The sequence below is a fragment of the Sagittula sp. NFXS13 genome (assembly GCF_040148795.1).
GTDB lineage: Bacteria > Pseudomonadota > Alphaproteobacteria > Rhodobacterales > Rhodobacteraceae > Sagittula > Sagittula marina.
This window is the reverse complement of record NZ_JAGEMH010000008.1, coordinates 39,335-61,696: the sequence shown is the minus strand read 5'-3', so window position 1 is coordinate 61,696 and position 22,362 is coordinate 39,335. Positions and strand designations below refer to the sequence as shown.

Genomic DNA, 22,362 nt, shown 5'->3' with positions numbered 1-22,362 from the left:
AACGTCAAACCGGTCACCTGCGGTGAAGGCATAGGTTAGAGGCCAAAGCCCATCTGCTTGAATGTGCCTTTGGTGCCGGTCCATGTCGCCGCCATCTCATGCGATAGTTTGCGCAGGGCCGGAATGTCTTCGTGGTGTGCGTCCACCTGACATTGACGGAGCTGCTCAGCCAGCGGCATGGCGCCAAACACACCGGCAGATCCGGCCAGGCGATGCGCCTCTTCCGAAAGGCTCGGCAGGGGCGGGCTGTCCGCGGCCAAAGCCTCGGGCAGGTCTGTCAGGAAGGCGTCAATTTCGGTGGCAAAATCCTCCAGGACCTGCTGCAATCTGGCCTTGGGGAGGTCCTCGCTCAGCTCGTCGAAATGCTCGTTGTCGATGAAAGGGGGGGACGAATTCGGCGGCACCGGGATGGAAAGACCTGCCTCCGACATTGCGGATTTGCCCGCCGCCGGAGAGTTTTCATTCCCGGTGAACGACAGGGTTTCCGCCCCAAGCGACAGCGCCTCCGCCAGCGCGTGACGCAAAGTCGCGGTGGTGAGCGGCTTGGTCAGAACGGAATTCATCCCGGCGTCAAAGAAGCTGGTGACCTCGTCGGGCAGCGCATGGGCGGTGGTGGCCACGATGGACGTCTTGGCATTTGGCCCGCCGCCACTGCGAATGGCGCGAGCGGCGGTGATACCATCCATGCCGGGCATGGAAATATCCATCAAAACCACGTCGAATTTCTGCGTGGCGGCGAGGGCCACGCCGCTTGCACCATCCTGTGCGATGACGACGACATGGCCATCCCGCCGCAGCATCTGGCCTGCCACTTCGCGGTTGATGGCGTTGTCTTCGACCAACAAGACATCCAGTGGCGGCAGCATTGGGGCGGTTTGCGTGCTTTTGCGCGGAACGGGAGGCAGGGTGATGGCGTCGTCGGGAGGCTTCATCGGCAGGCGCAGCCAAAAGACCGACCCGTCTCCGGGCTCGCTTTCGGCGCCCAATTCGCCGCCAAGCGCGGTGGCCAACCTTTGCGAAATTCCAAGCCCGAGCCCGGTGCCCGCATGACGACGCGAATAGCTGGAATCGATGGTGACGAAATCATCGAAGATGCGTTCCAGATCGGTCGCCGAAATCCCGACGCCGGAATCGATCACGCGCAGTTCCACTTGGCTGAGGCCTTCGGAACAGTCCGCCTCGATCGTCACTTGGCCATCGCGGGTAAATTTGATGGCGTTGGACACAAGGTTGAGCAGGATCTGACGCAGACGATCCGGGTCAGAATAGACGTGATGCAGTTCCGGGCTGGGCGGAGAGAGCACAAGGTGGTTGCCCTGTGCGCGGGCCAGTTCCGTCTGGCTTTCGACCACCTGTTCGAGCAGCGCCACAAGGTCGAACCGCGTTGTGTTGAGGCTCATCTTGTCGGCATCGAGGCGAGAGATGTCCAGCACGTCATTGACATGTGCCAACAGCAGCTCACCCGACTGACGGATGATGCGCAAATAGCGGCGGTTCTCGGCCTCCAGCCCGTCGGCGTGGAACAGGTCAAGCGTGCCAAGAATGCCGTTCAGCGGGGTGCGCATCTCGTGGCTCATGACCGCAAGCAACTCGGCCTTTTGCTTTTCCCCGGCGATGGCGCGGTCGCGGGCGGTTTTGAGCGCCTGCTCCCCCCGCACCCGGTCCGAGATATCGCGGATGAAGGCCACAAAGATTGCGCCGTCGGGCGATTGCGCCTCGGCCAGCGACAAATCGACGGGGAAGATCGTGCCATCCTTGCGCCGTGCCTCAAGCTGGATGATGCCGCGGCCAACGATGCGGGCTTCGCCGGTTCTGATGAAGCGACGCATGGCCCTGCGGTGCATCTGCTCGAACTGCTGCGGCACGATGAGGTCGGCCATGTCCGCGCCGATGGCTTCGCCGTTGGTGTAGCCAAAGACCCGCTCTGCCGCACCATTCCATTCGACGATGCGATCGTCGCTGCCGACGGCGACCACGGCATCAAGCGACGTGGCAATGATCGTTTCCATCCGCTCGCGGGTTTCGCGGTTGCTTCGCGCCTCCAGCTCGCGTTGACGGGCCAAGCGCAACAGAGCCAGCATAAGGATCAGCAGCACGCCGACCAGCGCCACGGTGACCGCGCCGATAGAACTGAGGATGCGCGAAATCTCCGCACTGCGCAGGTCGCCCGCCGACGCAAAAAACGCAACACCGTCGAGGGCAAACCGCCGAAGTGCACCGCGAATGGCCTCCGTTTCGGCGTAGAAGGCCGGCAGGGCCTCTGCCAGCCGATCGTCGGGCCCATCCACCAGAGGCACCCACTCTTCACGATAGTCGAGTGCTTGACCGAGCATGGGCGGTACGGTGGGCAGACCTCGTAAATCGGCCAGCACTTTTGCCCGCTGCAACGTGTCGATCCGGCTGTAAACAATGTCGAAATTCAGGCGGACATCTTGCAACGCATCGGCGTCACCCGGCCTGTTTTGCGCTCGCAGGATCGCGATTTGCAGGCTCATGACCTCTGTTTCGGCCTGACCCAGCGTCCATTGAACATTCTCTGAGGCCGCAGAATCCAGTTGGTCCAGCTGGCTGCGCACGTCAAGCGCGAGGCTCAGTATCACTGTGATCAGCAGCGCCACGACACAAGCTGCCAGACCACGTCTGAACAGCGTGTTACGGGAAAAGAACATGCGGCGATGCCTGGTCACAGCAAGGGCCTACCAAGGGGTGGAATGCGCATCCGGATATGCCGTGCATTTCCCAAAAGACGCGCTCAGGGGAGCACGTTGATGGCCACCAGCTGCCACACGCTGCGCGAATGATAGACCTCTGACCGGTACTTGCGATCCTGATCGAAGGGGAAAATCAGCCAGATCGGACCCTTGTCGCGGACCTTCATAGGTTGTCCGTTGCGATCAATCGCCAGCAGGGCAGCGTCGTCCTCCGCATCGGAAAAGGGGATATCCACCGCGTAATCGTTCACTGCGACGGCTTGTAACTGATTGCCGCGAATGTCGAGCCTTTCGGCCAGCGCCTTCAGCGTCACACCCGTAAAAGTCTGCGGCCCCTCCGTCCAAATGGTCGACGTCGTGAGCTCTGTCGCGCCAAGCGCAAACAACATGTCGCGATCAAATTCCGCGGTTTCGCCGTTATTCGTGACACTGATGTCGCCGCGCACTGTCAGGAGCACAGGGCCCGTGGGCTTCGGAAGTTCCTCCGCAGATGCGGGCGCGTTCAAAGCCGCAATGAGGAGGAAAGTTTTGATAAGACTGACAAAGGTCTTTCGCACGGGGCTATCCTCCGATAATGAGTTTGGCATCAAAAGTCCCATCGGAAAGTATCGCACCCGACGCGAGTCCGCTACCGTATTTGTTGTTATTGGGGTCGCGCATCCGTATAGATCGTGCCGATGTCGGTCCCAAATGTGATGAGCTTTCACCTATATCCTGAAAGAGTTAAGTTTCTGCAACCTTGGTACGGGGTGTTGTACTTTCTGTAGAGAAGTACTTTTGGGTGTGTATGTAAAAGCTGTCTTAATGTTCCTCCTGCATAAAGGAGGTCCGGGACCGCGAGGTTGGGGAACATGTCAGTATGTGGGCCGCCAGTGCCTATTGACCTGTTATTTGGAGGGAAGATCGCGATGCGGATTCTTGTGGCGGACGATCACGATCTGGTCCGAGAGACCATAGCTGCCTTTCTCGACGGCTCTGACATAGACGAGGTGCAGACAGTCGCAACGCTGGATGAGGCGGTCGCTGCTGCTCAGTCTTCGGGCACTTTTGATCTTGTTTTGCTTGATTACAACATGCCTGGCATGAACGGTCTGGAAGGGCTTGGCCGTATGAAGGAGGCCAACGAAGGGCGGCCAGTTGCCATTCTCTCCGGCAGCGCCTCGCGCGAAGTGGCTGATGCGGCGCTGAAATCCGGTGCGCAGGGATTTATCCCCAAAACTCTGAGCGCGCGATCCTTGCTGACAGCGGCTCGGTTTATGGCGGCGGGCGAAATCTATGCTCCCATTGACTTCATGCAAACATCCGGCGACGGCGGAACTGCTTCGCTGACGCGACGCGAACTGGAGGTTCTGCGCGGCATTTGCGAGGGGAAGTCGAACAAGGAAATTGCCCGGGACCTGCAACTGCAAGAGGTCACGGTAAAGCTGCATGTCAAAACCCTCTCCCGAAAGCTGGAGGCGCGCAACCGCACCCACGCGGCCATGATCGCCCGAGACCGCGGACTGGCCTGAACGACGCGCGGGCCGTCGTTGTCGCGCGGATCAAGATGATGAAGTTCATACCTTTTTCAGAAGCGTCTCAAGGGGCGTGTGCTTTTTGGGCGCTTTGGCCATGGGCATTTGATGTCGCGGCCTGATCCTATCGCGGTCGACGGAATGACGATTGCCCGCCGCTGGGCAATACGTGTGTCAACGCATGGCCGAGGGCAGAGCACTTTGGGGGGGGGGCGTGACCCGGATTCAGGCCGAATGCGACAGGGCGAAGCAGCGCGGCCGGATCAAAAAAGCCCCGCCGGAGGGGCGGGGCTTTCGGTGTGATTGTAAGGTCCGGTCAGTCCAGCGCGGCATCGCAGCGCGCGCAGGTGGCCGGGTGGTCGTGCGTGCCCACATCGGGGAGGATCTTCCAGCAGCGCTGGCATTTCTCGCCCTCGGCCTTGTGGAAGTCCACCGCGATTTCCGGCACCTCTGCCATGCGTGCGGCGTCTTCGGGGCCTGTCCCCTCGACCAGCGTGATGTCGGAGGTGATGCAGATGTCCTCGAAGGCGACAGATTGCAGGTTGGCCAGCATGGCCGGGTCAGAGACGTAGACCGTCGGCGCGGCCTCCAGCGACGCACCGATGACCTTGTTGGTACGCTGCACCTCCAGCGCCGCGGTGACGGCGCGGCGGGCGCGGCGCACGGCATGCCATTTGGCCGACAGATCGGCGTTTTGCCAGTCGGCGGGTGAGGCCGGGATATCCTGCAGATGGACCGAGCTGTCGTCGCCGGGGAAACGCTCCAGCCAGACTTCTTCCATCGTAAACGTCAGGATCGGCGCAAGCCACGTGGTCAGGCGGTGGAACAGAGCATCCATCACCGTGCGCGCGGCGCGGCGGCGCAGTGTGTCACCATCGCAATACAGCGCGTCTTTGCGGATGTCGAAGTAGAAGGCCGACAGCTCCAGCGTGCAGAAGTTGAACACCTGCTGGAAAACGCCTTGGAAATCATAGGCGTCGTAGCCTTTGCGCACCACGTCATCGAGCTCTGACAGGCGGTGCAGAACGTACTGTTCCAGCTCCGGCATGTCGGACGGTGCGACGCGCTGATCCTCGGTGAAGTGGCTGACGGCCCCCAGAAGGTAGCGCATGGTGTTGCGCAGGCGTCGGTAGCTGTCGGCCACACCCTTGAGGATCTCCGGCCCGATGCGCAGGTCGGCGGTGTAGTCCGACTGCGCCACCCAAAGCCGCAGGATGTCGGCGCCGTACTGCTTGGTCACGTCTTCCGGGGCGATGGTGTTGCCCACGGATTTGGACATCTTGTTGCCCTTGGCATCCAGGGTGAAGCCGTGGGTCAGCACGCCACGATAGGGCGCATGGCCCGTGGTGCCGACCGATTGCAGCATCGAGGAGTGGAACCAGCCCCGGTGCTGGTCGGTGCCTTCGAGGTAAAGGTCGGCGATGCCGTCCTCGGATCCATCCTCGCGGTCGCGCAGCACAAAGGCATGGGTGGAGCCGGAATCGAACCACACGTCCAGTACGTCGAACACCTGATCGTAGTCGTTGGCGTTCACGAGATTGCCGAGGAAGCGCTGCTTGGCTCCTTCGGCATACCAGGCGTCCGCGCCTTCGGCCTCGAAGGCTTCGCAGATGCGGGCATTGACCTCTTCGTTGCGCAGCAGGAAGTCCGGATCGGTGGGCAGCGTGTCCTTCTTGGTGAACACGGTAAGCGGCACACCCCAGGCCCGCTGGCGCGACAGCACCCAGTCGGGGCGCGCTTCCATCATGGAATACAGGCGGTTGCGGCCTGCCTGTGGCGTCCACTTCACCTGGTCGATGCAGGTGAGGGCGCGTTCACGGATCGTGGTGCCGTTGTCGTCCTGGCCGTCACCCACGGCGCGGTCGATGGACGCGAACCACTGCGGCGTGTTGCGGAAGATCACCGGCGCCTTGGAGCGCCACGAATGCGGGTAGCTGTGCGACATGCGGCCACGGGCGATCAGGCCGCCGACGCTGACCAGCTTGTCGATCACGGCGGTGTTGGCCTTGCCTTCCTTGCCCTTGTGGTCAAAGACGCGCAGCCCGGCAAACAGTGGCACATGCGGCAGGAATTCGGAGTCCTCGCCGACGTTATGCGTCATCCGGTCCAGCCAGTTGCGCGAAAGGAAGCACTCGTAGTCTTCCTGACCGTGGCTTGGCGCGGTGTGCACGAAACCCGTTCCTGCGTCGTCCGTGACGTGATCGCCGTCGATCATCGGCACGTCGTAATCCCAGTAGCCGTTGCCGTCTTCGATGCCCCGGAAGGGGTGGGCGAGGGTCAGGCCTGCCAACTCATCCGCCGTCACATCGCGGACACGTGTGAACTGCCCGTCTTCGAGGCGCGCTTTGGTCAGAACGTCGCCCGCCAGCTTGTCGGCAAGGATGTAGGTGTCACCGACCGAGACCCAGCTTTCCTCAGGTGTGCCGGTGACCTCGTAGAGGCCGTAGGCGATGCCCGGACCGTAGGCGACGGCCTTGTTCGACGGAATCGTCCAGGGGGTCGTCGTCCAGATGACAACGCGGGCGTCTTTGATCTTGTTGATCGCTTCAATCATTTCAGCCGGCTGTCGGCCTTCAGTCCAACCGAACGCTTCTCCGGGCTTGTAATCGACAACCTTAAACGGCACCCAGATCGTGTGCGACTTGTGGTCGTGGTACTCGATCTCCGCCTCTGCCAGCGCGGTTTTTTCCACCGGAGACCACATCACGGGCTTGGAGCCTTGGTACAGCGTGCCGTTCATCAGGAACTTCTGGAATTCCTCGGCGATGACGCGCTCCGCGTGGAAGTTCATCGTCAGGTAGGGATCGTCCCAGTTGCCGGTGATGCCCAGACGTTTGAACTCCTTGCGCTGGACGTCGATCCAGCCTTCGGCGAACTTGCGGCATTCCTGGCGGAAATCGACGACGTCCACCTCGTCCTTGTTGCGGCCCTTCTTGCGGTACTGCTCCTCGATCTTCCATTCGATGGGCAGGCCGTGGCAGTCCCAGCCGGGGATGTAGCGGGCGTCGCGGCCCAACATCTGCTGCGAGCGCACGATGAAGTCCTTCAGCACCTTGTTCAGCGCGTGGCCGATGTGCAGGTGGCCGTTCGCGTAGGGAGGGCCGTCGTGCAGGGTGAAGGGCTTGCGCGTCTGGGTCTTGGCCTTCTCGCGCAGCGTGCCGTAGACGTCGATCTTTTCCCAACGCTCCAGCCAGCCGGGCTCGCGCTTGGGCAGACCGGCGCGCATCGGGAAATCCGTCTGCGGCAGGGCGAGAGTGTCTTTGTAGTCAATCGTGTTCGTGTCGGTGGTGTCGGCGCACATGGGGGGCGTCCTGTCGATCTGTCGGAATTTTCGGAAGGGGTGTCGCGGCGCGGAGAGGCCATGCGCCTTGTCCCGGCGTCTCTGATCAGAGCGCCGGGCCGGTAATTCGAATGATGGAAACATACGTCATCATGGCCGCCTTATAGGACGGGTGTGCGGCGCGGTCCAGTGGTCAGCGGCACCCTGTGCTGCGGCGGTGCGCTGCATGGTTTTCGGCGGACCGCGCTGTTAGGTAAAAGGTCAGGCAGAAGGGGCGCTCCATGACGGCTTTGGCGAGATTCGACATCACACGGGACGAGATCGAGCGCGTCGTGGCGCGGTTCTATGAACGGGTGCGCGGGCATCCCGGCCTGGCTCCGGTTTTTGCGGCCCATGTCGATGACTGGCCCGCGCATGAGGCGCGGGTGGCGGATTTCTGGGCCAACGCGATCCTGATGGAGCGGTCCTACGATGGCAATCCGGTCGCGGTGCATCGCGACGCGGGTAACGTGCGCCCCGGCATGTTCGAGACGTGGCTGGCGCTTTTTGACAATGTCCTGGCCCAGGAGTTGACCGAGACGCAGGCGCAGGCATGGTCCGCCCTGGCGCACCGCATCGGAAGCAGTCTGCGCGCGGGTGTCGTGGAGCGGATGCGCGGGCCGGGCGGTGTGCCGATTCTCCGTTAAAAGGCGCAGCCTGAGGGTGAGTCGCAAAGCCAATTTTCGCCCGATCAAGAGGCAGATGCGCGCATCGGTGAAATGCAGCTGATGTCTTGGCGGGTTTTGAGCGAATTCAGGCCGGCCTTTGCGGCTTTCAGGTCACAGGGCTTGAGAAACTCACCAATCGGCTCAACCTTATTTTCCACGGGCCACGGATGCCCGTTGGTATCAGGAGGTGCCCCATGACCTACGAGGCTCTAGACGCTAAAGTGATACGATACGGTCGCCTGCACGGCGCACGGCCCCCGTTGCGCAGCACCCGTTTGCCCGTCGCCTCATGGCTGGGCCTGGCGGTTGCGGTGATGCTGATTGTGGCCGCAGCTGTGACGCTGACCCTGTCCCCCGGCGTGTCCGACCAACAGATCAGCCGCATTGACCCTGCGGAATACATGACTGTGCAACTTATGAAAAAGAACGTTGGCGCAGAAGCCGAAATTGGTATTTCGCCGCAGTTGTGACGCGGCCCGGTACGCTGCCGGACCACATATCCCCCACATCTGTGCGCGGATCAGGGCCGGGGGCCTTCGGGTCTCCGGCCTAGGTGTGTCAGGGGCGATTGATGTTGTGCCCCGGACGCGGCTGCGGGAAGGAACAACAGCGGCGTCCGGGGTCTCGGATCACGCAGCCGGATGCCTCCCGGGGAGCGGGTCGGGACCATTCGGAGGATCCGAGAGTATCGTCTGACCTGAACCCGGCGCCGGTCGCCGGGGCATTCAAAGGATCAGACCGGCCAGCATGAAATGATGTGGCCAAAGGTGCAGGCTCTGAAAGTTCTTACTCAAATGGATGTTGATTTCCCGTTTAAGGTGAATTAGACGGATCAATTGCACTTACTATCTGCGATTGCCTGCCCTGACGGAAGTGGGGAATACCTCACCCTAGCCGAACAGCGTGCCCACGCCGTAGGCGATGCCCGCAGCCGCTCCGCCGATCGCCAGCGTCTCCAGCCCCGACCGCCACCACGGCGTCAGTGACCACAGGCTTTTAAGCGTTCCGATCACGAAAAAGACCGCCAAAGTGACGGCGGCCGAGGCCTCGAAGGCGCCCCCAAGCCCAAGGATGAAGGGCAGCAACGGGACGATCCCGGCGATCAGAAAGGCGCCGAAGGTCACCAGCGCCGCACGCATCGGATGCGGGTCCACAGGGCCAAGGCCATACTCGCCTTCCATCATCAGGGCGATCCACGCGGGGCGGTTGTGACTGATCTGTTCTGCCGCTTCGTCCAAGGTCGTCCCGGTCAGCCCCATGCGCATCAGGATAGCGCGCAGCTCGGCCTTTTCGCCTTCTGGGAAGCGCGCGATGTGATCCTCTTCGACACGGCGCAGACGCCGGGTGTTGTCGCGCTCTGCCTTCGTGGCCGAGTAATTCCCCGCGGCCATGGAAAATCCGTCTGCCAGCACGTTGGCGAACCCCAAGGCGAGAATGACAAGGGGCGGCAATCCCGCGCCCGCAACACCGGCCACGATGGCAAAGGTGGTCACGGCCCCGTCGATGGCGCCGTACACGATGTCTCGCAGGTCTCCGCGCCCCGCGGGCGCATCAAGCCGGGCGTCAATCTCGGCGGCGGAGTGGCCGTGGTCTGGGTCGAACATATCTGGTCCTGGCGGTGGCTGGGGCACCGACACAGGAAACCAGAAAGGGGGACGGCGTCCATGCGTTGGATCAACCCGCCGCCCAGATGTCTATGGTCGCAGCAGGCGTTAACGCTTGTCCTGCGCAAACAGCCCGCTCAGGGACGCGCGGATCACCTGACGAACCGACGGGCGGCGCTTGGCGGCAAAGGGCAGCGGGCGGCAGACCTCCATCGCGGCGACGCCGACACGGGCGGTCAACGCGCCGTTCACCATGCCTTCGCCAAAGCGACGAGACAGCTTGGCCAGAATGCCCGCGCCAAAGATCGGCTCCAGCATATCGTCGCCCACGGCCACGGCGCCGGTGGCAATCAGGTGCGAAAACACCGCGCGCGTCAGCCGCCAACTGCCCAGGGTGCCGGACCGTCCGCCATAGATCTCTGCGATGCGGCGGATCATCCGCAGGTTGGACGTCAGCGCCGCGACCACATCGGCCAGCGCCAGCGGCACCATGGCCGTGACGGCGGCCACCTGACGGGCGGCGGCCTGCACTTCCTTTTGCGCAAGAGCGTCCAGCGGGGCGAGGATCTCTGTCTCCGCGTGGTGGATCAGCCCGGAGGCGTCAAAGATCTCGTCGCGCCGCGCGGCAAAGCGGTCCCGCCCCCAGCGCGTGTCCTCACGACCCTTGTAAAGCGTGACCAGTTGCGTGGTCAGCGCGCGCGCTTTTTCCAGACTGTCCTCTGCCAGCGCCTCGTCTGCTGCGCGGTGCAGGGTGTCGATCTTTGCCAGACGCGCAAAGGCGGACAGTTCCTTGATGACGATCAGCACGCAGACCAGCAGGAAGGCCGCGATCAGCGCCGTGACGGCGTAGCCAAGGATTGGATTGGCCACGATCAGACCCACGGCAAAGTTCCACGCCGCCAGCGTAATCACCGTGACCAGCAGCGCGCCCAGCAGACGCCAGAACCACGCCGCCAGCCGCGAGGGCCGGTAGGCTGCCACCGCCGCGACTGTGCCCATGGCCGCGCCCTCCGGCATGGGCGTCAGGTCGGGAACCGGCGGTGCCTCGGACGGGGAGGGGCCGGGACCCGCGTCGAGGTCAATCAAAATGGGGCCCTTGGGCGGCTGTGTCATGCGCTGTCTCTTTGTCTGCGGTCTGTCTTACATAAGGCGGGGCCGCCCGGGCTGCCACCTTTGCCGAAAAGATGGGCCGGCGCGTCGCGAAAGTCCCCCCACACGGGGCCGCGCATGTCGCGAAGTGTCCGGACAACAGCGTCGATCACATCTTTTTCACGAAAGCGTGGAACTCCTTGCCGTCTCGATGTGTTCATCCGGTAAAGCCCGGCAGGGGCACGGCACGGGGGCGGCGCTGCGTGGGGCGATATATCCTTTTATCTTTAGGTCTGTTGATGCTTTCCGGGTGCGACGGGCGGCACAACTGGATGGCCGGTGCGGGCGAGGAGTCCGCACAGGTTAAAACCTTGTTCATCGTGTTGATGATCGGCGCGGGGGTGATCTGGTCCGCCGTGGTTGGCGCGGCGATCTATGCACACAAGCGCGGCGCGCATCCCAATCTGGAACGTGAGGCCCGTCAGTTCGTGATTTGGGGCGGCGCGGTTCTGCCCACGGTCCTGGTCGGCGCTCTGCTTGTCTGGGGGCTAATTATTCTGCGGGACATCACCGCCGATGATGGCGATCTGACCGTCCGCGTCGATGGCGAGCGCTGGTGGTGGCGGGTGATCTACGAGACGCCGGAGGGCGACGTGATCACCGCCAATGAAATCCGGCTGTCTATTGGCCAGCGCGCGCTGTTTCGCCTGACCGCGGATGATGTGATCCATTCCTTCTGGGTGCCCGCGCTGGGCGGGAAGATGGACATGATCCCGGGCCGCGAGACCATGCTGACCCTGACGCCGCAAACCTTGGGCAGCTGGGGTGGGCTGTGCGCCGAATTTTGCGGCGGAGCCCATGCCTTGATGCGCTTCGATGCGATCGTGATGGAGCCGGAGGCCTTTGATAAATGGCTCGCAGAGCAGGCGGAGCCTGCGAAATTGTCAGCTGACAATCCGGGTTTCGAGGTCTTTCAGGCAGAGGGCTGCGGAGCCTGCCACACCATTCGCGGCACCGATGCACAAGGCCCGGTCGGCCCGGACCTGACCCATCTGGCCAGCCGCGACAAGCTGGGCGCCGGCATGTGGGACATGACGCCCACGAACATGGCGCGCTGGATCACCGACACCCACGAGATGAAACCCGATATCGACATGCCACCTTATCCGCACCTGAACGGTGCGCGGCTGGACACGCTGGTCGACTTCCTGATGAGGCTGGAATGACGAACGAAATCGACCTGTCGCAACTGCCTCCCGCTGAACCCTACGACAAGGCCCGCGACGAGGCGCAGCGCGCCCGCCTGATGAAGGCCTGGGCCGCCCCCAAGGGGTGGAAGATCGTCTCGGCGGTCAACAACTCCTTCATCGGCAAATGGTATCTGCTGACCTCTTTCGCCTTCTTCACGTTCGCGGGGCTGCTGGCGCTGCTGATGCGCGCGCAACTGGCGGTGCCGGAAAACGATCTGGTCAGCCAGTCGCTGTTCAACCAGCTGTTCACGCTGCACGGCACGGCGATGATGTTCCTGTTTGCCGTCCCGATCTTCGAGGCGGTGGCCATCCTGATCCTGCCGGAAATTCTCGGCGCGCGTGACTTGCCGTTCCCGAGGCTCAGCGGCTTTGGCTACTGGTGTTTCCTGATCGGCGGGATCTTTGTCTGTGGTTCGATCTTCTTTGGCGTGGCGCCCAGCGGGGGCTGGTTCATGTACACGCCGCTGTCGTCGGACCCGAGGTTCAGCGACCTTGGCGCCGACATATGGCTGCTGGGCCTGTCCTTTATCGAGGTCTCGTCCATCGCCGCAGCGGTCGAGCTGATCGTCGGCGTGCTCAAAAGCCGCCCGCCGGGGATGCGCCTGAACCTGATGCCGCTGTATTGCTGGTATGTTCTGGTGGTCGCCGGGATGATCCTGTTTGCGTTTCCGCCGCTCATCGCGGGCGATCTGCTGCTGGAGATGGAGCGCGCCTTTGGCTGGGCGTTCTTTGACGTGGACCGGGGCGGCGATCCGATGCTGTGGCAACACCTGTTCTGGATCTTTGGCCACCCGGAGGTCTACATCATCTTTCTGCCCTCCATCGCGCTGATCGCGACCATGCTGCCGACCTTTGCCGGGCGGCCCATGGTGGGGCATTCGTGGATCGTCTTGTCGGCGGTGGGCGTGGCGTTCCTGAGCTTTGGCCTTTGGGTGCACCACATGTTCACCACGGGGCTGCCGGAAATCTCGCTGTCGTTTTTCTCCGCCGCGTCAGAGGCGGTGGCGGTGCCGACGGGCATCCAGATCTTCTGCTTCATCGCGACGATGCTGGTGGCCAAGGTGCGGCCCTCGGTGCCGATGCTGTTCGCGGGCGGGGCGCTGGCGATCTTTGTCTTTGGTGGGCTGACGGGCGTCATGGTGGCGCTGGTGCCCTTCGACTGGCAGGCGCATGACAGCTATTTCGTGGTCGCCCACCTGCACTACACGCTGATCGGCGGGATGCTGTTCCCGCTCTTTGCCGGGATCGTCTATTGGTATCCCTTCGTCACGCAGAAGATGATGAACGACCGGGGCGGCAAATGGGCCTTCTGGCTGATGTTCGGCGGCTTCAACCTTGCGTTTCTGCCGATGCACTGGACCGGGGTCATGGGGATGCCGCGCCGGGTCTGGACCTACCAGCTGACCGACGGCTGGGCGGTGCTGAACATGGTGTCGACCATCGGGGCGTTTGTGTTTGCCGCCGGGTTCGCGGTGTTTGCGATCAACGTGTTGTGGCCGCGCGGCAAGCAACCACTGGTGACGCGCAACGTCTGGAACGCGGGCACGATGGAGTGGGGCGCAGAGGTGCCTGACAAGCCGTGGGGCGTGCGCTCCATCCCCTATATCCACACGCGCTATCCCTTGTGGGAACAGCCTGAATTGCTGGGCGAGATGGACCGGGGCGAGTGGCTGCTGCCGGATGCCGAGGAAGGCAAGCGCGAGATGATCGTGACCGATATCCTCGATGCGCGGCCGCTGTTCGTGCAGCGGGTCGGTGGGCCGTCCTTCCTGCCGATTGGCGCGGGCGTGTCGCTGGGGGCGGTGTTCATCATCGCGACCTTCCATTTGTGGACGCTGACACTGTTGTGCTTTGCGGCCTTTGTCGCCTTTACCCTGACATGGCTGTGGACCGGCACGGCACGGGTGCCGGAGGCGCCAGAGAAATATGTCGGCCGAGGTCTGACCCTGCCGACCTACGCGCAAGGCAATCGCGCCGTGGGATGGTGGGCGGTGTTCATCACCATGACCGGGGACATGACAGCCTTCACCGGCCTGGTGTTCAGCTACTTCTTCTACTGGACGGCGCTGCCGAACTTCCTGCCAGAGGCCGCGCGCCTGCCTGCGGTCCTGCCTTTGACGGCGGGGGTGGTCTTGTTGCTGGCGGCGTGGGGCATGACGGTTTTCGCGCGAAGCACGCTGGGCAAAGGCGGGCGCGGCCTGTCCATGGCGCTGCTGATCGGCGCGGTGCCGGTGGGGGCGTTGGGCATCGCTGCCTGGGCCTGGGCGGCGCAGGCGGCGGGGCTGGACCCGACGCGGGACAGCTTTGACGCGATGGTCTGGATGCTGATCTTGTGGATGTTCCTGCATCTGCTGCTGAGTTGGGTCATGCATCTGTACGTCGCCGCGCGGATCGCCGCGAACATCTGCCAGCCGGAGTATCGCGCCGACCTGATGAACCTGACGTTGTTTGGCCATTTCAACGCCATAACAGCGGTGGTGACCTTTGCCCTGCTGGCGCTGTTCCCGATGTTGATGGGGGTGTGAGACATGCCTGAGACACCGCATTATGACGCGCCGAGCGTGATGGACCAGGGCTCGATCTGGATACTGGTGGCCGCACCGTCGATCTGGGCGGCGCATTTCCTTGTCAGCTATTGGGTTGCGGCGGTCTACTGCGCCAAGTCGACGACGGGCGCGCTGGGCGGGTTGATGGAGCCGCGCTGGATCGCAGTCTGGCTTGGCCTTGCCTGCATCGCTGTGATCGCCTGGCTGGGGGTGATCGCGGTGCGGCGCTACGGCGGGGTGTTCGTGATCTTCGAGGAAATCACCGAAAGCTCGGAGCGCGGGCGCGACAAGTTCATCGGCCACGTGGCACTGTTGCTGTGCGTGCTGTCGGCGGTGGCCATCGTGTTCACCATCATTCCCGGACTGGTGTTCAACGAATGCTGAGGGCGCTGGGGCTGATCCTGCTTGCGGCGCTGTGGCTGTCGCCGCTGCCAGAGCTGGCCGCCGGATCGATGGTCCTGCACATGGTGTTGCATCTGGGCGTGACGGCGGTGGTGCCTGCGCTGCTGATGCCGACGCTGCCGGTGCGTGCGGTGGGGGCCGTCTGGCTGCTGCTGGGCGCGTTGGTGGAAATGCTGGTGGTCTGGGCCTGGCACCTGCCTGCGCTGCACCTGTGGGGGCGGCTGACGACGATAGGCTTTGTCTTTGAACAGACGAGCTTTTTCGCCGCCGGGATGCTGCTCTGGGCCGTGGTACGCGCGGCGGGGGCCTTTGGTGGCGCGGTGGTCTTGATGGCGACAACGATGCATATGACCCTGCTGGGCGCGCTGATCGGGCTGTCGCCCCGGCCTTTGTGGGGAGAGATTTGCGCTGGACATCTGGGGATGACGGCGCTGCAGGAACAACAGCTTGCGGGCGTGCTGATGGCTGGCGGTGGTGGGGCGCTGTACCTTGTGGCGGCGCTGACACGGCTGGGCCACGCGGTGCGCGGGCAGCAGGAGGAATGGGCATGAGGCGTTGGATCTTGGGCGGGCTGGCCGGTGTGGCCGTGGCCGGCGGGGCGTTTGTCTTCTTTGCGCCGTACAACATTGCCGCCTCGCAGGCGCATTTGCCCGGTGTGGGCGAAACGCTGCATCTGTATTTGCGCAGCGCGGTGAAAGCGCGGTCCAGCGCGGTTGAGGTGCCGGACCATGTGGATCTGTCCGACGACGGCTTGGCACGGCTTGGCGCTGGGCATTTCGCCACGGGCTGTGCCACGTGCCACGGGGCGCCGGGCATCCCGCGCAATCCGGTGGTGGAGGGGATGCAGCCCATGCCGCCAAAGCTGACGTCGGAGGACTGGACCGAGAAGGATTTCTATTGGATCGCGCGCCACGGTTTCAAATACACCGGGATGCCCGCCTGGCCGGGCGAAGGGCGCGACGACGAGCCTTGGGCTTTGGCCGCCTTTCTGGCGCGTTATGACAGCTATGATGCGGCGAGTTATGCGGAGACGGCCTTTGGCGCGCCGGATGCGTGGGAGGCGGGGGCCGTGCGCTTTGGCGAGCCGTCGAACGCCGTCGCGCAGGAACATGCCTGCGTGCGCTGCCATGGCGACGACGGGCTGGGCCGCGACGGCACCGCGCCCAAGCTGGCGGGCCAGTCAGAGGAATGGCTGACGCTGGTGCTGGACGCTTATGCCGAGGGCCACCGCGAGAGCGGATTTATGGAACCTCTGGCCGCCGGTCTCAGACCCGAAACACGCGCCCAGATCGCCGCACGCTATGCCGGGATGCAGGCGACGTGGGACGGCGGGGTGCTGCCCGTGGGCGACGCCGCCCGTGGCGAGGTTCTGGCCCAGCAGGGTGATGAACATTTCGACATTGCAAGCTGTGCTTCTTGCCACGAGGGCGCCGGGGCGGACGGCCTGTCCCCCAAGCGTGCGGACACGCCGCGCATCGCCGGACAGGACGGCTATTGGCTGGTGAACTGGCTGACGATGTATCGCGACGGGCCGCAGCCCACGACACCGCGTGCCCATTTGATGTCGGCGGCGGCAAAGCCGCTCACCGACGAGGATATCCGCGATATCGCCGCCTATTACGCCGGGCGCTGAGGCGAGGCTTCGGCCTTGGCCTTGGGGCGTTTGACGTTGGCCGAGGTCGGCGCGGTCAGGGTCTTTGCGGTCGCGCGTTGCCAGAGGAATTTCACATCCGGCAGCCCTTCGTCATTGGCAGAACCGTCGGTTTCCTCGATCAGCTCGAACCCTTCGCGCCGATAGAACCGCTGCGCATCGGTGTTGGTCTGAAAGGTCCAGAGTTCCAGCCTGTCCTGCGCCGCCTTGGCGTCGTCCAGCAAGGCGGCGCCGACCCCGCGCCCCTGTTCTTCCTCGGCGATGAACAGGCAGTGGACGTAGCTGTCTTCGCGCGCGATGAACCCGGCGGTCTGGTGATCCAGCTCCGCCACCGTGATCCAGCCTTTGTCGATCATCTGCCCGGCGTGGGCGATGTCCTCGACCGAATTGTGCAGGCGTGGCTTCCATTTGGCGGCCAGTGTGGCCTGCGTGATGATGTCACCCAAACGCCCGGCGTCGAGAGGATTTGCAGGGCGCAGCCGGATCTCTTTCGACGGATCAGGCGCCGCGCCTGTGGGGCCGGGGTTGGTGGGGATCTCCTGTGGCGGGGCCTGTGGCGTGGGATCGGAAATCCCCGGCGTCTCCGTGGGACGCTCCTGCGGCGGCAGGTCCGGGTTGGGCGCATCGGGCACTTCGACCGGGGCGTCCGGCTGGGTTGGCACGTCGTCGGGCATCTCGTGGCCGGGGCCGCGCGGCAGATCGTCGGGCACCTCTGGCGGGGTCTGGCCGGGCATGTCCGGGGCCGGGGTGCCGGGCACCTCTTGCGGCATGTCGGGGGGCGTTTCCACCGGGGCCTCGGGCTGCGGATCGTTGGGGCGCGGCACGTCGGGGCCGGGGGTGGTCGGTGTGAAGGGGTCAGGCTTGGTCACAGGCGGTCTCCGATCAGGAATTGCGCGGCGCGGTCGAGCCTGATGTGAGGTGGACCTTCGCCGGGTTTCAGGGTCAGCCGCGCGGGCGCAAAGGACATGACGGAGTAATCCTGATCGAGCCAGGCGTCCGTCCCTGTGCGCGCGGCGCTCAGCAGGTGGTTGGGGTCTTCGGGTAGATCTCCGGGATAAAACGCCGCTTGTTTGCCGCTGTCCATCAGAGTGCCACGCACGCAGGGCAGGGTGGTCCCCTGATGAGAGATCATCTCTTCGGTGGTGGCACGCAGGGCGGCGAGCGACATGGCAGCGGTTTCCGCCCCGGCAAAGCGCGCGCGGTCGCGGGCGTCACGGGTCAGCGCCTCCATGATGGCGGTCAGCTTGCCGTGCTGGGTGTGGTGCAGGTGGTCGGCCTTTGTCGCGGCAAACAGGATCTTGTCGATGCGTTTGCCCAGAAAGATCTGAGACAGGAACGACGAGGTGCCGGGACGAAAGGCAGTGAGAATGTCGGCCAGCGTCTGGCGCAGATCCTCCACCGCGCGGGGGCCGGCGTTGATCGCGCCAAGGGCATCCACCAGTACGATCTGCCGGTCGAGGCGGGAAAAGTGGTCCTGAAAGAAGGGCTTTATCACGCGCGATTTGTAGGCATCGAAGCGGCGCTCGAACTCCCGGTACAGGGTGCCGCGCGCGGGTTTGTCCACGGGCGGCAGGGGGGCAAATGTCAGCACAGGCGAGCCTGCCAGATCGCCGGGCAACAGGAAGCGCCCCGGAGAACAGTCGGAGAACCCCTCGGCCCGCGCGGCGTGCAACGCGGTGGTGTAAGCGGCGGCCATGCGCTGCGCCACCGGCTCGTCAAGCTTGGCGGTGGCAGCGTCGGTCGTGGCCATGGGCAGGAAATGATCGGGGTCGGGACGGTGCGCCATGCGGGTCAGCATCGCCTGCGACCACGCGTCGTAGGATTTGTCCATCATCCCGAGGTCGAGCAGCCATTCGCCGGGGTAATCCACGATGTCCAGATGCAGGGTGCGCGGCCCTTGCAGGCCTGACAGCAGGCCGGAGGGGCGCACCTTCAGCGACAGCCGCAACTCTGACACGGCGCGGGTGCTGTCGGGCCAATGCGGCGTCGCCCCCATCAGCGCGCCGAGGTGGGTTTCGTAGTCAAAGCGCGGCAGGGTGTCGTCCGGTTGCGGCTGTAGAAAGGCCGTTAGAATGCGCGCCTCGCTTTGCGCGACCAGTCCGGGCATACGTCCACGGTCCATCAGGTTGGCCACCAGCGACGTGATGAACACGGTCTTGCCTGCCCGCGACAGGCCGGTCACACCCAGCCGCAGGGTCGGCTCGAAAAATGTCTCGGAAATCGTGTTTCCGGCGCTTTCGACGGTGCGGGTGAGGCTGTCTGCGATGCTGGTCAGGACCATTGGGCGCCTTTGTTGTCTGCTCAGGTGTTAACTTAGGGCGTCGAGGGCGGGCCTGCCAGTGGTTGCTGCTCTGGACCCGGGCGTTCGTGAGCGCTATTGCGCAGGCCATGCCCAGATACGCGCTTCTTATCGAATATGACGGACGGCCCTTTGCAGGCTGGCAACGGCAGGTGGACCAGCCCTCGGTGCAGCAGAGCATCGAGGAGGCGCTTGGGCGGCTGGAGCCGCGCGCCCATACCATCGGCGGGGCCGGGCGCACAGATGCCGGGGTTCATGCGCGCGGGCAGGTGGCCCATTGCGACATGATAAAGGACTGGGAGCCGTTCCGCCTGTCGGAGGCGCTGAACTTTCATCTCAAGCCCGCGCCGGTGGCGATCCGGGCCTGTGTGAAGGTGGCGGACGACTGGCACGCACGGTTTTCGGCCAATGAACGGCGCTATTTGTTTCGCCTGCTGACGCGGCGGGCGCCCAGCACTTTGGAGGCGGGGCAGGTCTGGCGGGTCAATCACGCGCTGGACGTGGACGCGATGCGCGAGGGCGCGGCTCATTTGATCGGCCTTCATGACTTCACGACCTTTCGATCCGTGATGTGTCAGGCGAAATCCCCGGTCAAGACATTGGACGCGCTGGATATTGATGTGGTCGACGGGCTGGCGGGACCGGAGGTGCAGTTTCGCCTGCGTGCCCGGTCGTTCCTGCACAATCAGGTGCGGTCCTTTGTCGGCACGTTGGAGCGCGTCGGTGCGGGCACCTGGACACCGGAGCGCGTGCGCGAGGCGCTGGAAGCCCGTGACCGCGCCGCCTGCGGGCCGGTGTGCCCGCCCGATGGGCTGTATCTGACCGGCGTGGGCTATCCGGACGATCCCTTCGCTGACGCCTAACCCGGTTTTAACTCTGTGGCGGGCAAGATCCGCGTGATGAGCCTCTTGCGACTTCCGAGCCTTTTGCTGCCTGCGCTGATCCCCTCGTGGCGGTTCTTTCGGGCCATTGCGCCCTCACCACGTGTGGAGCTGCGCGTGGACGGCGGGCCGTGGCAGGAGGTGGCCGTGCCGCCGGCGCATCTGTCGCTTGGTCAGATGCTGTTGCGGCTGATCTGGAACCCGCAGCGCACTGCCGCGCTGTATCTGGTGTCGCTGTCGGAACGCATCGTCGAGCAAGGATCACACCGTGCGGAGGCCGAGCTGCTGGAGCGGCTCGCACGCGACTATGGGCGCGAACACCGGCTGGAGGCGCGGCTGACCTTTGTCACGCGCGGCGCGGCGGGGCTGGAGAGTGAGGTGCTGTATGAAAGTGCGCCCTTCACCGGCGGGCGCGCCTGATGGACTTTTCGCTGGCCCTGCGCGTGACAGAGGTGATGCTGGCGCTGGCTTTGGCGCAGCAAAGCCTTGAGCAGATCGCCATCGACCGCCGCGACGCGCCCTGGCTGCTGGCACGATTGGCGCTCTGCGCCGCTCTGTTGGTGGGACAGGGGTGGGCGGTCTTTGGGCTGTTTGCCTTGGGCCTTTATGCGCTGCACCGGTACGATGGCCCTTTCAATGGCGGCAGCGACAAGATGAGCCTGCTGATCCTCGCGTGTCTGAGCGTGGCGCAGGCCGCGCCGACGGTCTTCTGGGCAGAGATGGCTTTTGGCTACCTCGGGGTGCAACTGGTGTTGTCCTACGTGATCTCCGGTCAGGTGAAGCTGGCGAACCCTGCATGGAGACGTGGTGACGCCTTGCGCGATGTGTTCCATTATTCCGCCTACCCGGTGAGCGAAGATTTGCGGCGGCTGGCGGACCGACGGCTGGTGACGTTCTGGGGCGGCTGGGTGGTGATGGGGGTGGAGGCAGCTTTCCCTTTGTTTCTGCTGCATCCGCTCGCGTTGCTGGCTGGCCTGTTGCTGGCGGCTGCCTTTCATCTGGCGAATGCGATGCTCTTCGGGTTGCACCGGTTCTTCTGGATCTGGCTGTGCGCCTACCCGTCGCTGATCTGGTTGCAAGGGCGATTGGCGGGAGCCTGGGCTGCGGGGTGAGCCGTGCGTGCCGGCTTGTCCGGGCGTCGGTTGCATGGGAAGGTCACGGCAAAGGAGGCCTGACCATGTTCGACACGCTGACCGAGGCTGATCTCACCGCCTCCCGCGCCTTGCGCCATACGCTGCACCGCGCGCCTGAACTGTCCGGGCAGGAGGGCACCACCGCCAAGCTGATCGCCGCACGCATGCGCGCATTGGGCGCGGAGGTGGTCACAGGACTGGGCGGCACCGGCGTTGCGGCGATTTTTGGGGACGGCGCTGACGGGCTGATGATCCGCTGTGAACTGGACGCCTTGCCCATCGAGGAGACCGGCACGCCAGATTGGCAATCGCAGGTGCCGGGGGTCGCTCATTTGTGCGGCCACGATGGGCACATGGCGATTCTGGACGCGGTGGCGCAACGCTTGGCGCAGGCAGCGCCCAAGACCCGCGTGATCTTGCTGTTCCAACCCGCCGAAGAAACCGGGGCAGGGGCCGCTGCGGTGTTGGCCGACCCTCGGTTTGCCGCGCTTGGGGCGAGGATGGCCATCAGCCTGCACAATATGCCGGGGCTGCCATTGGGGGCTGTGGGCTTGCGCGCCGGGCCGATGAACTGCGCCTCACGGGGGTTGAAGATCACGCTCACCGGACGCACGGCCCATGCCAGCGCCCCGGAAACGGGCTTGTCACCGGGCACGGCCCTGGCCGCGCTGATTCCGGCCTTGAGCCAGTTGAGCCGCGATGTGCCCACCGAAGATCCGACCTTTCGCCTTGCCACCGTAACCCATGCCCGGCTGGGGGAGCCGACCTTTGGCGTGGCCCCAGGAACGGCCGAACTGCGCGTGACCCTGCGCAGCTTGCTCGACGATCAGATGGCGGCGTTGGAGGCCGAGGCCCGCGCCCTGATCGCTGATGCGGCCGGCCCGTTGTCGGTCGGCATCACGGTGCACGAGGCCTTTGGCCATTGTGTGAACCACCCCGAGGCAGTGGCCCTGCTGGAGCATTCCGTTGCTGGAATGGCCCGCACGGAACAGGGGTTGCCCATGCGCGCCTCCGAGGATTTCGGGCGCTATGGCGCGGTTTTGCCCTCCGCCATGTTCTTGCTCGGATCGGGCGAAAGCTGCCTGCCGCTGCACGCGCCGGACTACGACTTCCCCGATCAGCTGATTGCGGTCGGGGCGCAGATCTTCCTGCGGGCCGTCGACCAATGGGCGCGCGATCTGCGCCCTCAGGCGTGAAAATCGCTTGATCTTTGTCGCGCAGCCCGCCAATAAACCGCCATGACCAAAGCGACCCAGATCCGACGAGCCTGAACGCTCTTCCCCGTCTCCGCCACC

Annotated in this window: 19 protein-coding genes; 12 read left to right on the top strand and 7 right to left on the bottom strand. The window is 64.2% G+C overall.

All coding sequences use genetic code 11. The features are described 5' to 3' along the window. Window positions 1-35: 35 nt before the first annotated feature. Both J4E08_RS15775 and J4E08_RS15770 read right to left on the bottom strand, forming a co-directional pair. Entirely contained in the window at window positions 36-2,669 is a 2,634-nt protein-coding gene (locus tag J4E08_RS15775) for a hybrid sensor histidine kinase/response regulator (RefSeq protein ID WP_349539319.1), read from the bottom strand. Between the two features lie 83 nt (window positions 2,670-2,752). Beyond that, window positions 2,753-3,268, bottom strand: coding sequence for a putative pterin-binding protein (locus J4E08_RS15770; protein ID WP_343055959.1), 516 nt, complete (start codon window positions 3,266-3,268; stop codon window positions 2,753-2,755). A 351-nt stretch (window positions 3,269-3,619) separates the two neighbouring features. On the opposite strand from J4E08_RS15770, the gene J4E08_RS15765 reads away from it, so the two are divergent. Continuing rightward, on the top strand, window positions 3,620-4,222 hold the full coding sequence (locus tag J4E08_RS15765) for a response regulator (protein ID WP_349539318.1): 603 nt from the start codon (window positions 3,620-3,622) through the stop codon (window positions 4,220-4,222). A 319-nt stretch (window positions 4,223-4,541) separates the two neighbouring features. Here the strand turns inward: J4E08_RS15765 and ileS are convergent, their stop codons facing one another. Beyond that, window positions 4,542-7,526 (bottom strand): isoleucine--tRNA ligase, encoded by a 2,985-nt coding sequence (ileS, locus tag J4E08_RS15760; RefSeq protein ID WP_349539317.1) that lies wholly within the window; start codon window positions 7,524-7,526, stop codon window positions 4,542-4,544. 260 nt (window positions 7,527-7,786) lie between these two features. Here ileS and J4E08_RS15755 point away from each other — a divergent pair, with 260 nt between their 5' ends. Further along, complete coding sequence (locus J4E08_RS15755) at window positions 7,787-8,191, top strand: group III truncated hemoglobin (RefSeq protein WP_349539316.1); 405 nt, start codon at window positions 7,787-7,789, stop codon at window positions 8,189-8,191. A 215-nt stretch (window positions 8,192-8,406) separates the two neighbouring features. Beyond that, window positions 8,407-8,682, top strand: coding sequence for a hypothetical protein (locus tag J4E08_RS15750; RefSeq protein WP_349539315.1), 276 nt, complete (start codon window positions 8,407-8,409; stop codon window positions 8,680-8,682). A gap of 420 nt (window positions 8,683-9,102) precedes the next feature. On the opposite strand, the gene J4E08_RS15745 is transcribed toward J4E08_RS15750, so the two are convergent. Together J4E08_RS15745 and J4E08_RS15740 are read right to left on the bottom strand one after the other, a co-directional pair. After that, the gene (locus J4E08_RS15745; protein ID WP_349539314.1) at window positions 9,103-9,816 is read right to left on the bottom strand and encodes a VIT1/CCC1 transporter family protein; all 714 of its coding nucleotides are present in this window, start codon (window positions 9,814-9,816) and stop codon (window positions 9,103-9,105) included. Window positions 9,817-9,924: 108 nt separating this feature from the next. Next, window positions 9,925-10,929, bottom strand: a complete 1,005-nt coding sequence (locus J4E08_RS15740) for a YcjF family protein (protein WP_183967852.1) — start codon at window positions 10,927-10,929, stop codon at window positions 9,925-9,927. A 275-nt stretch (window positions 10,930-11,204) separates the two neighbouring features. On the opposite strand from J4E08_RS15740, the gene J4E08_RS15735 reads away from it, so the two are divergent. Genes J4E08_RS15735 through J4E08_RS15715 form a run of 5 tightly spaced genes read left to right on the top strand, consistent with a single transcriptional unit; the run spans window position 11,205 to window position 16,736 of the window. Next, a complete protein-coding gene (locus J4E08_RS15735; protein ID WP_349539313.1) occupies window positions 11,205-12,131 on the top strand; it encodes a cytochrome c oxidase subunit II in 927 nt (308 codons plus the stop codon). Continuing rightward, a complete protein-coding gene (locus tag J4E08_RS15730; RefSeq protein WP_349539312.1) occupies window positions 12,128-14,680 on the top strand; it encodes a cbb3-type cytochrome c oxidase subunit I in 2,553 nt (850 codons plus the stop codon). Before J4E08_RS15735 ends, J4E08_RS15730 begins: the two co-directional genes overlap by 4 nt. Before the next feature lie 3 nt (window positions 14,681-14,683). After that, window positions 14,684-15,085 (top strand): hypothetical protein, encoded by a 402-nt coding sequence (locus J4E08_RS15725; RefSeq protein WP_349539310.1) that lies wholly within the window; start codon window positions 14,684-14,686, stop codon window positions 15,083-15,085. Then, complete coding sequence (locus tag J4E08_RS15720) at window positions 15,079-15,654, top strand: cytochrome c oxidase assembly protein (RefSeq protein ID WP_349539309.1); 576 nt, start codon at window positions 15,079-15,081, stop codon at window positions 15,652-15,654. Before J4E08_RS15725 ends, J4E08_RS15720 begins: the two co-directional genes overlap by 7 nt. After that, window positions 15,651-16,736 carry a c-type cytochrome gene (locus J4E08_RS15715; protein WP_349539308.1) on the top strand — a complete coding sequence of 362 codons (1,086 nt, stop codon included), beginning with the start codon at window positions 15,651-15,653 and terminating at the stop codon, window positions 16,734-16,736. Before J4E08_RS15720 ends, J4E08_RS15715 begins: the two co-directional genes overlap by 4 nt. Here J4E08_RS15715 and J4E08_RS15710 read toward each other — a convergent pair. After that, window positions 16,721-17,623, bottom strand: a complete 903-nt coding sequence (locus J4E08_RS15710; protein ID WP_349539307.1) for a GNAT family N-acetyltransferase — start codon at window positions 17,621-17,623, stop codon at window positions 16,721-16,723. The two genes, J4E08_RS15715 and J4E08_RS15710, sit on opposite strands and share 16 nt — an antisense overlap. Then, a complete protein-coding gene (locus J4E08_RS15705) occupies window positions 17,620-19,035 on the bottom strand; it encodes a YcjX family GTP-binding protein (protein ID WP_349539306.1) in 1,416 nt (471 codons plus the stop codon). Before J4E08_RS15705 ends, J4E08_RS15710 begins: the two co-directional genes overlap by 4 nt. A 107-nt stretch (window positions 19,036-19,142) precedes the next feature. Here J4E08_RS15705 and truA point away from each other — a divergent pair, with 107 nt between their 5' ends. The 4 genes from truA to J4E08_RS15685 all read left to right on the top strand — a co-directional run bounded on the left by truA (window position 19,143) and on the right by J4E08_RS15685 (window position 22,263). Further along, the gene (truA, locus tag J4E08_RS15700; protein ID WP_349539305.1) at window positions 19,143-19,916 is read left to right on the top strand and encodes a tRNA pseudouridine(38-40) synthase TruA; all 774 of its coding nucleotides are present in this window, start codon (window positions 19,143-19,145) and stop codon (window positions 19,914-19,916) included. Window positions 19,917-19,952: 36 nt separating this feature from the next. Continuing rightward, entirely contained in the window at window positions 19,953-20,354 is a 402-nt protein-coding gene (locus J4E08_RS15695; RefSeq protein ID WP_349539304.1) for a hypothetical protein, read from the top strand. Further along, window positions 20,354-21,046 carry an HTTM domain-containing protein gene (locus tag J4E08_RS15690; RefSeq protein ID WP_349539303.1) on the top strand — a complete coding sequence of 231 codons (693 nt, stop codon included), beginning with the start codon at window positions 20,354-20,356 and terminating at the stop codon, window positions 21,044-21,046. The genes J4E08_RS15695 and J4E08_RS15690 overlap by 1 nt, the downstream gene beginning before the upstream one ends. A 65-nt stretch (window positions 21,047-21,111) precedes the next feature. Further along, window positions 21,112-22,263: an amidohydrolase gene (locus tag J4E08_RS15685; protein ID WP_349539302.1), complete on the top strand. Its 1,152-nt coding sequence runs from the start codon at window positions 21,112-21,114 to the stop codon at window positions 22,261-22,263. Window positions 22,264-22,362 lie beyond the last annotated feature (99 nt).

Coding starts and splice junctions, on each gene's coding strand:
- J4E08_RS15735 (WP_349539313.1), top strand. CDS start 11,205: ATGCTTTCCGGGTGCGACGGGCGGCACAACTGGATGGCCGGTGCGGGC.
- J4E08_RS15695 (WP_349539304.1), top strand. CDS start 19,953: ATGAGCCTCTTGCGACTTCCGAGCCTTTTGCTGCCTGCGCTGATCCCC.
- J4E08_RS15745 (WP_349539314.1), bottom strand. CDS start 9,816: ATGTTCGACCCAGACCACGGCCACTCCGCCGCCGAGATTGACGCCCGG.
- truA (WP_349539305.1), top strand. CDS start 19,143: ATGCCCAGATACGCGCTTCTTATCGAATATGACGGACGGCCCTTTGCA.
- J4E08_RS15715 (WP_349539308.1), top strand. CDS start 15,651: ATGAGGCGTTGGATCTTGGGCGGGCTGGCCGGTGTGGCCGTGGCCGGC.
- J4E08_RS15685 (WP_349539302.1), top strand. CDS start 21,112: ATGTTCGACACGCTGACCGAGGCTGATCTCACCGCCTCCCGCGCCTTG.
- J4E08_RS15725 (WP_349539310.1), top strand. CDS start 14,684: ATGCCTGAGACACCGCATTATGACGCGCCGAGCGTGATGGACCAGGGC.
- J4E08_RS15720 (WP_349539309.1), top strand. CDS start 15,079: ATGCTGAGGGCGCTGGGGCTGATCCTGCTTGCGGCGCTGTGGCTGTCG.
- J4E08_RS15705 (WP_349539306.1), bottom strand. CDS start 19,035: ATGGTCCTGACCAGCATCGCAGACAGCCTCACCCGCACCGTCGAAAGC.
- ileS (WP_349539317.1), bottom strand. CDS start 7,526: ATGTGCGCCGACACCACCGACACGAACACGATTGACTACAAAGACACT.
- J4E08_RS15775 (WP_349539319.1), bottom strand. CDS start 2,669: ATGTTCTTTTCCCGTAACACGCTGTTCAGACGTGGTCTGGCAGCTTGT.
- J4E08_RS15765 (WP_349539318.1), top strand. CDS start 3,620: ATGCGGATTCTTGTGGCGGACGATCACGATCTGGTCCGAGAGACCATA.
- J4E08_RS15755 (WP_349539316.1), top strand. CDS start 7,787: ATGACGGCTTTGGCGAGATTCGACATCACACGGGACGAGATCGAGCGC.
- J4E08_RS15690 (WP_349539303.1), top strand. CDS start 20,354: ATGGACTTTTCGCTGGCCCTGCGCGTGACAGAGGTGATGCTGGCGCTG.
- J4E08_RS15750 (WP_349539315.1), top strand. CDS start 8,407: ATGACCTACGAGGCTCTAGACGCTAAAGTGATACGATACGGTCGCCTG.
- J4E08_RS15740 (WP_183967852.1), bottom strand. CDS start 10,929: ATGACACAGCCGCCCAAGGGCCCCATTTTGATTGACCTCGACGCGGGT.
- J4E08_RS15730 (WP_349539312.1), top strand. CDS start 12,128: ATGACGAACGAAATCGACCTGTCGCAACTGCCTCCCGCTGAACCCTAC.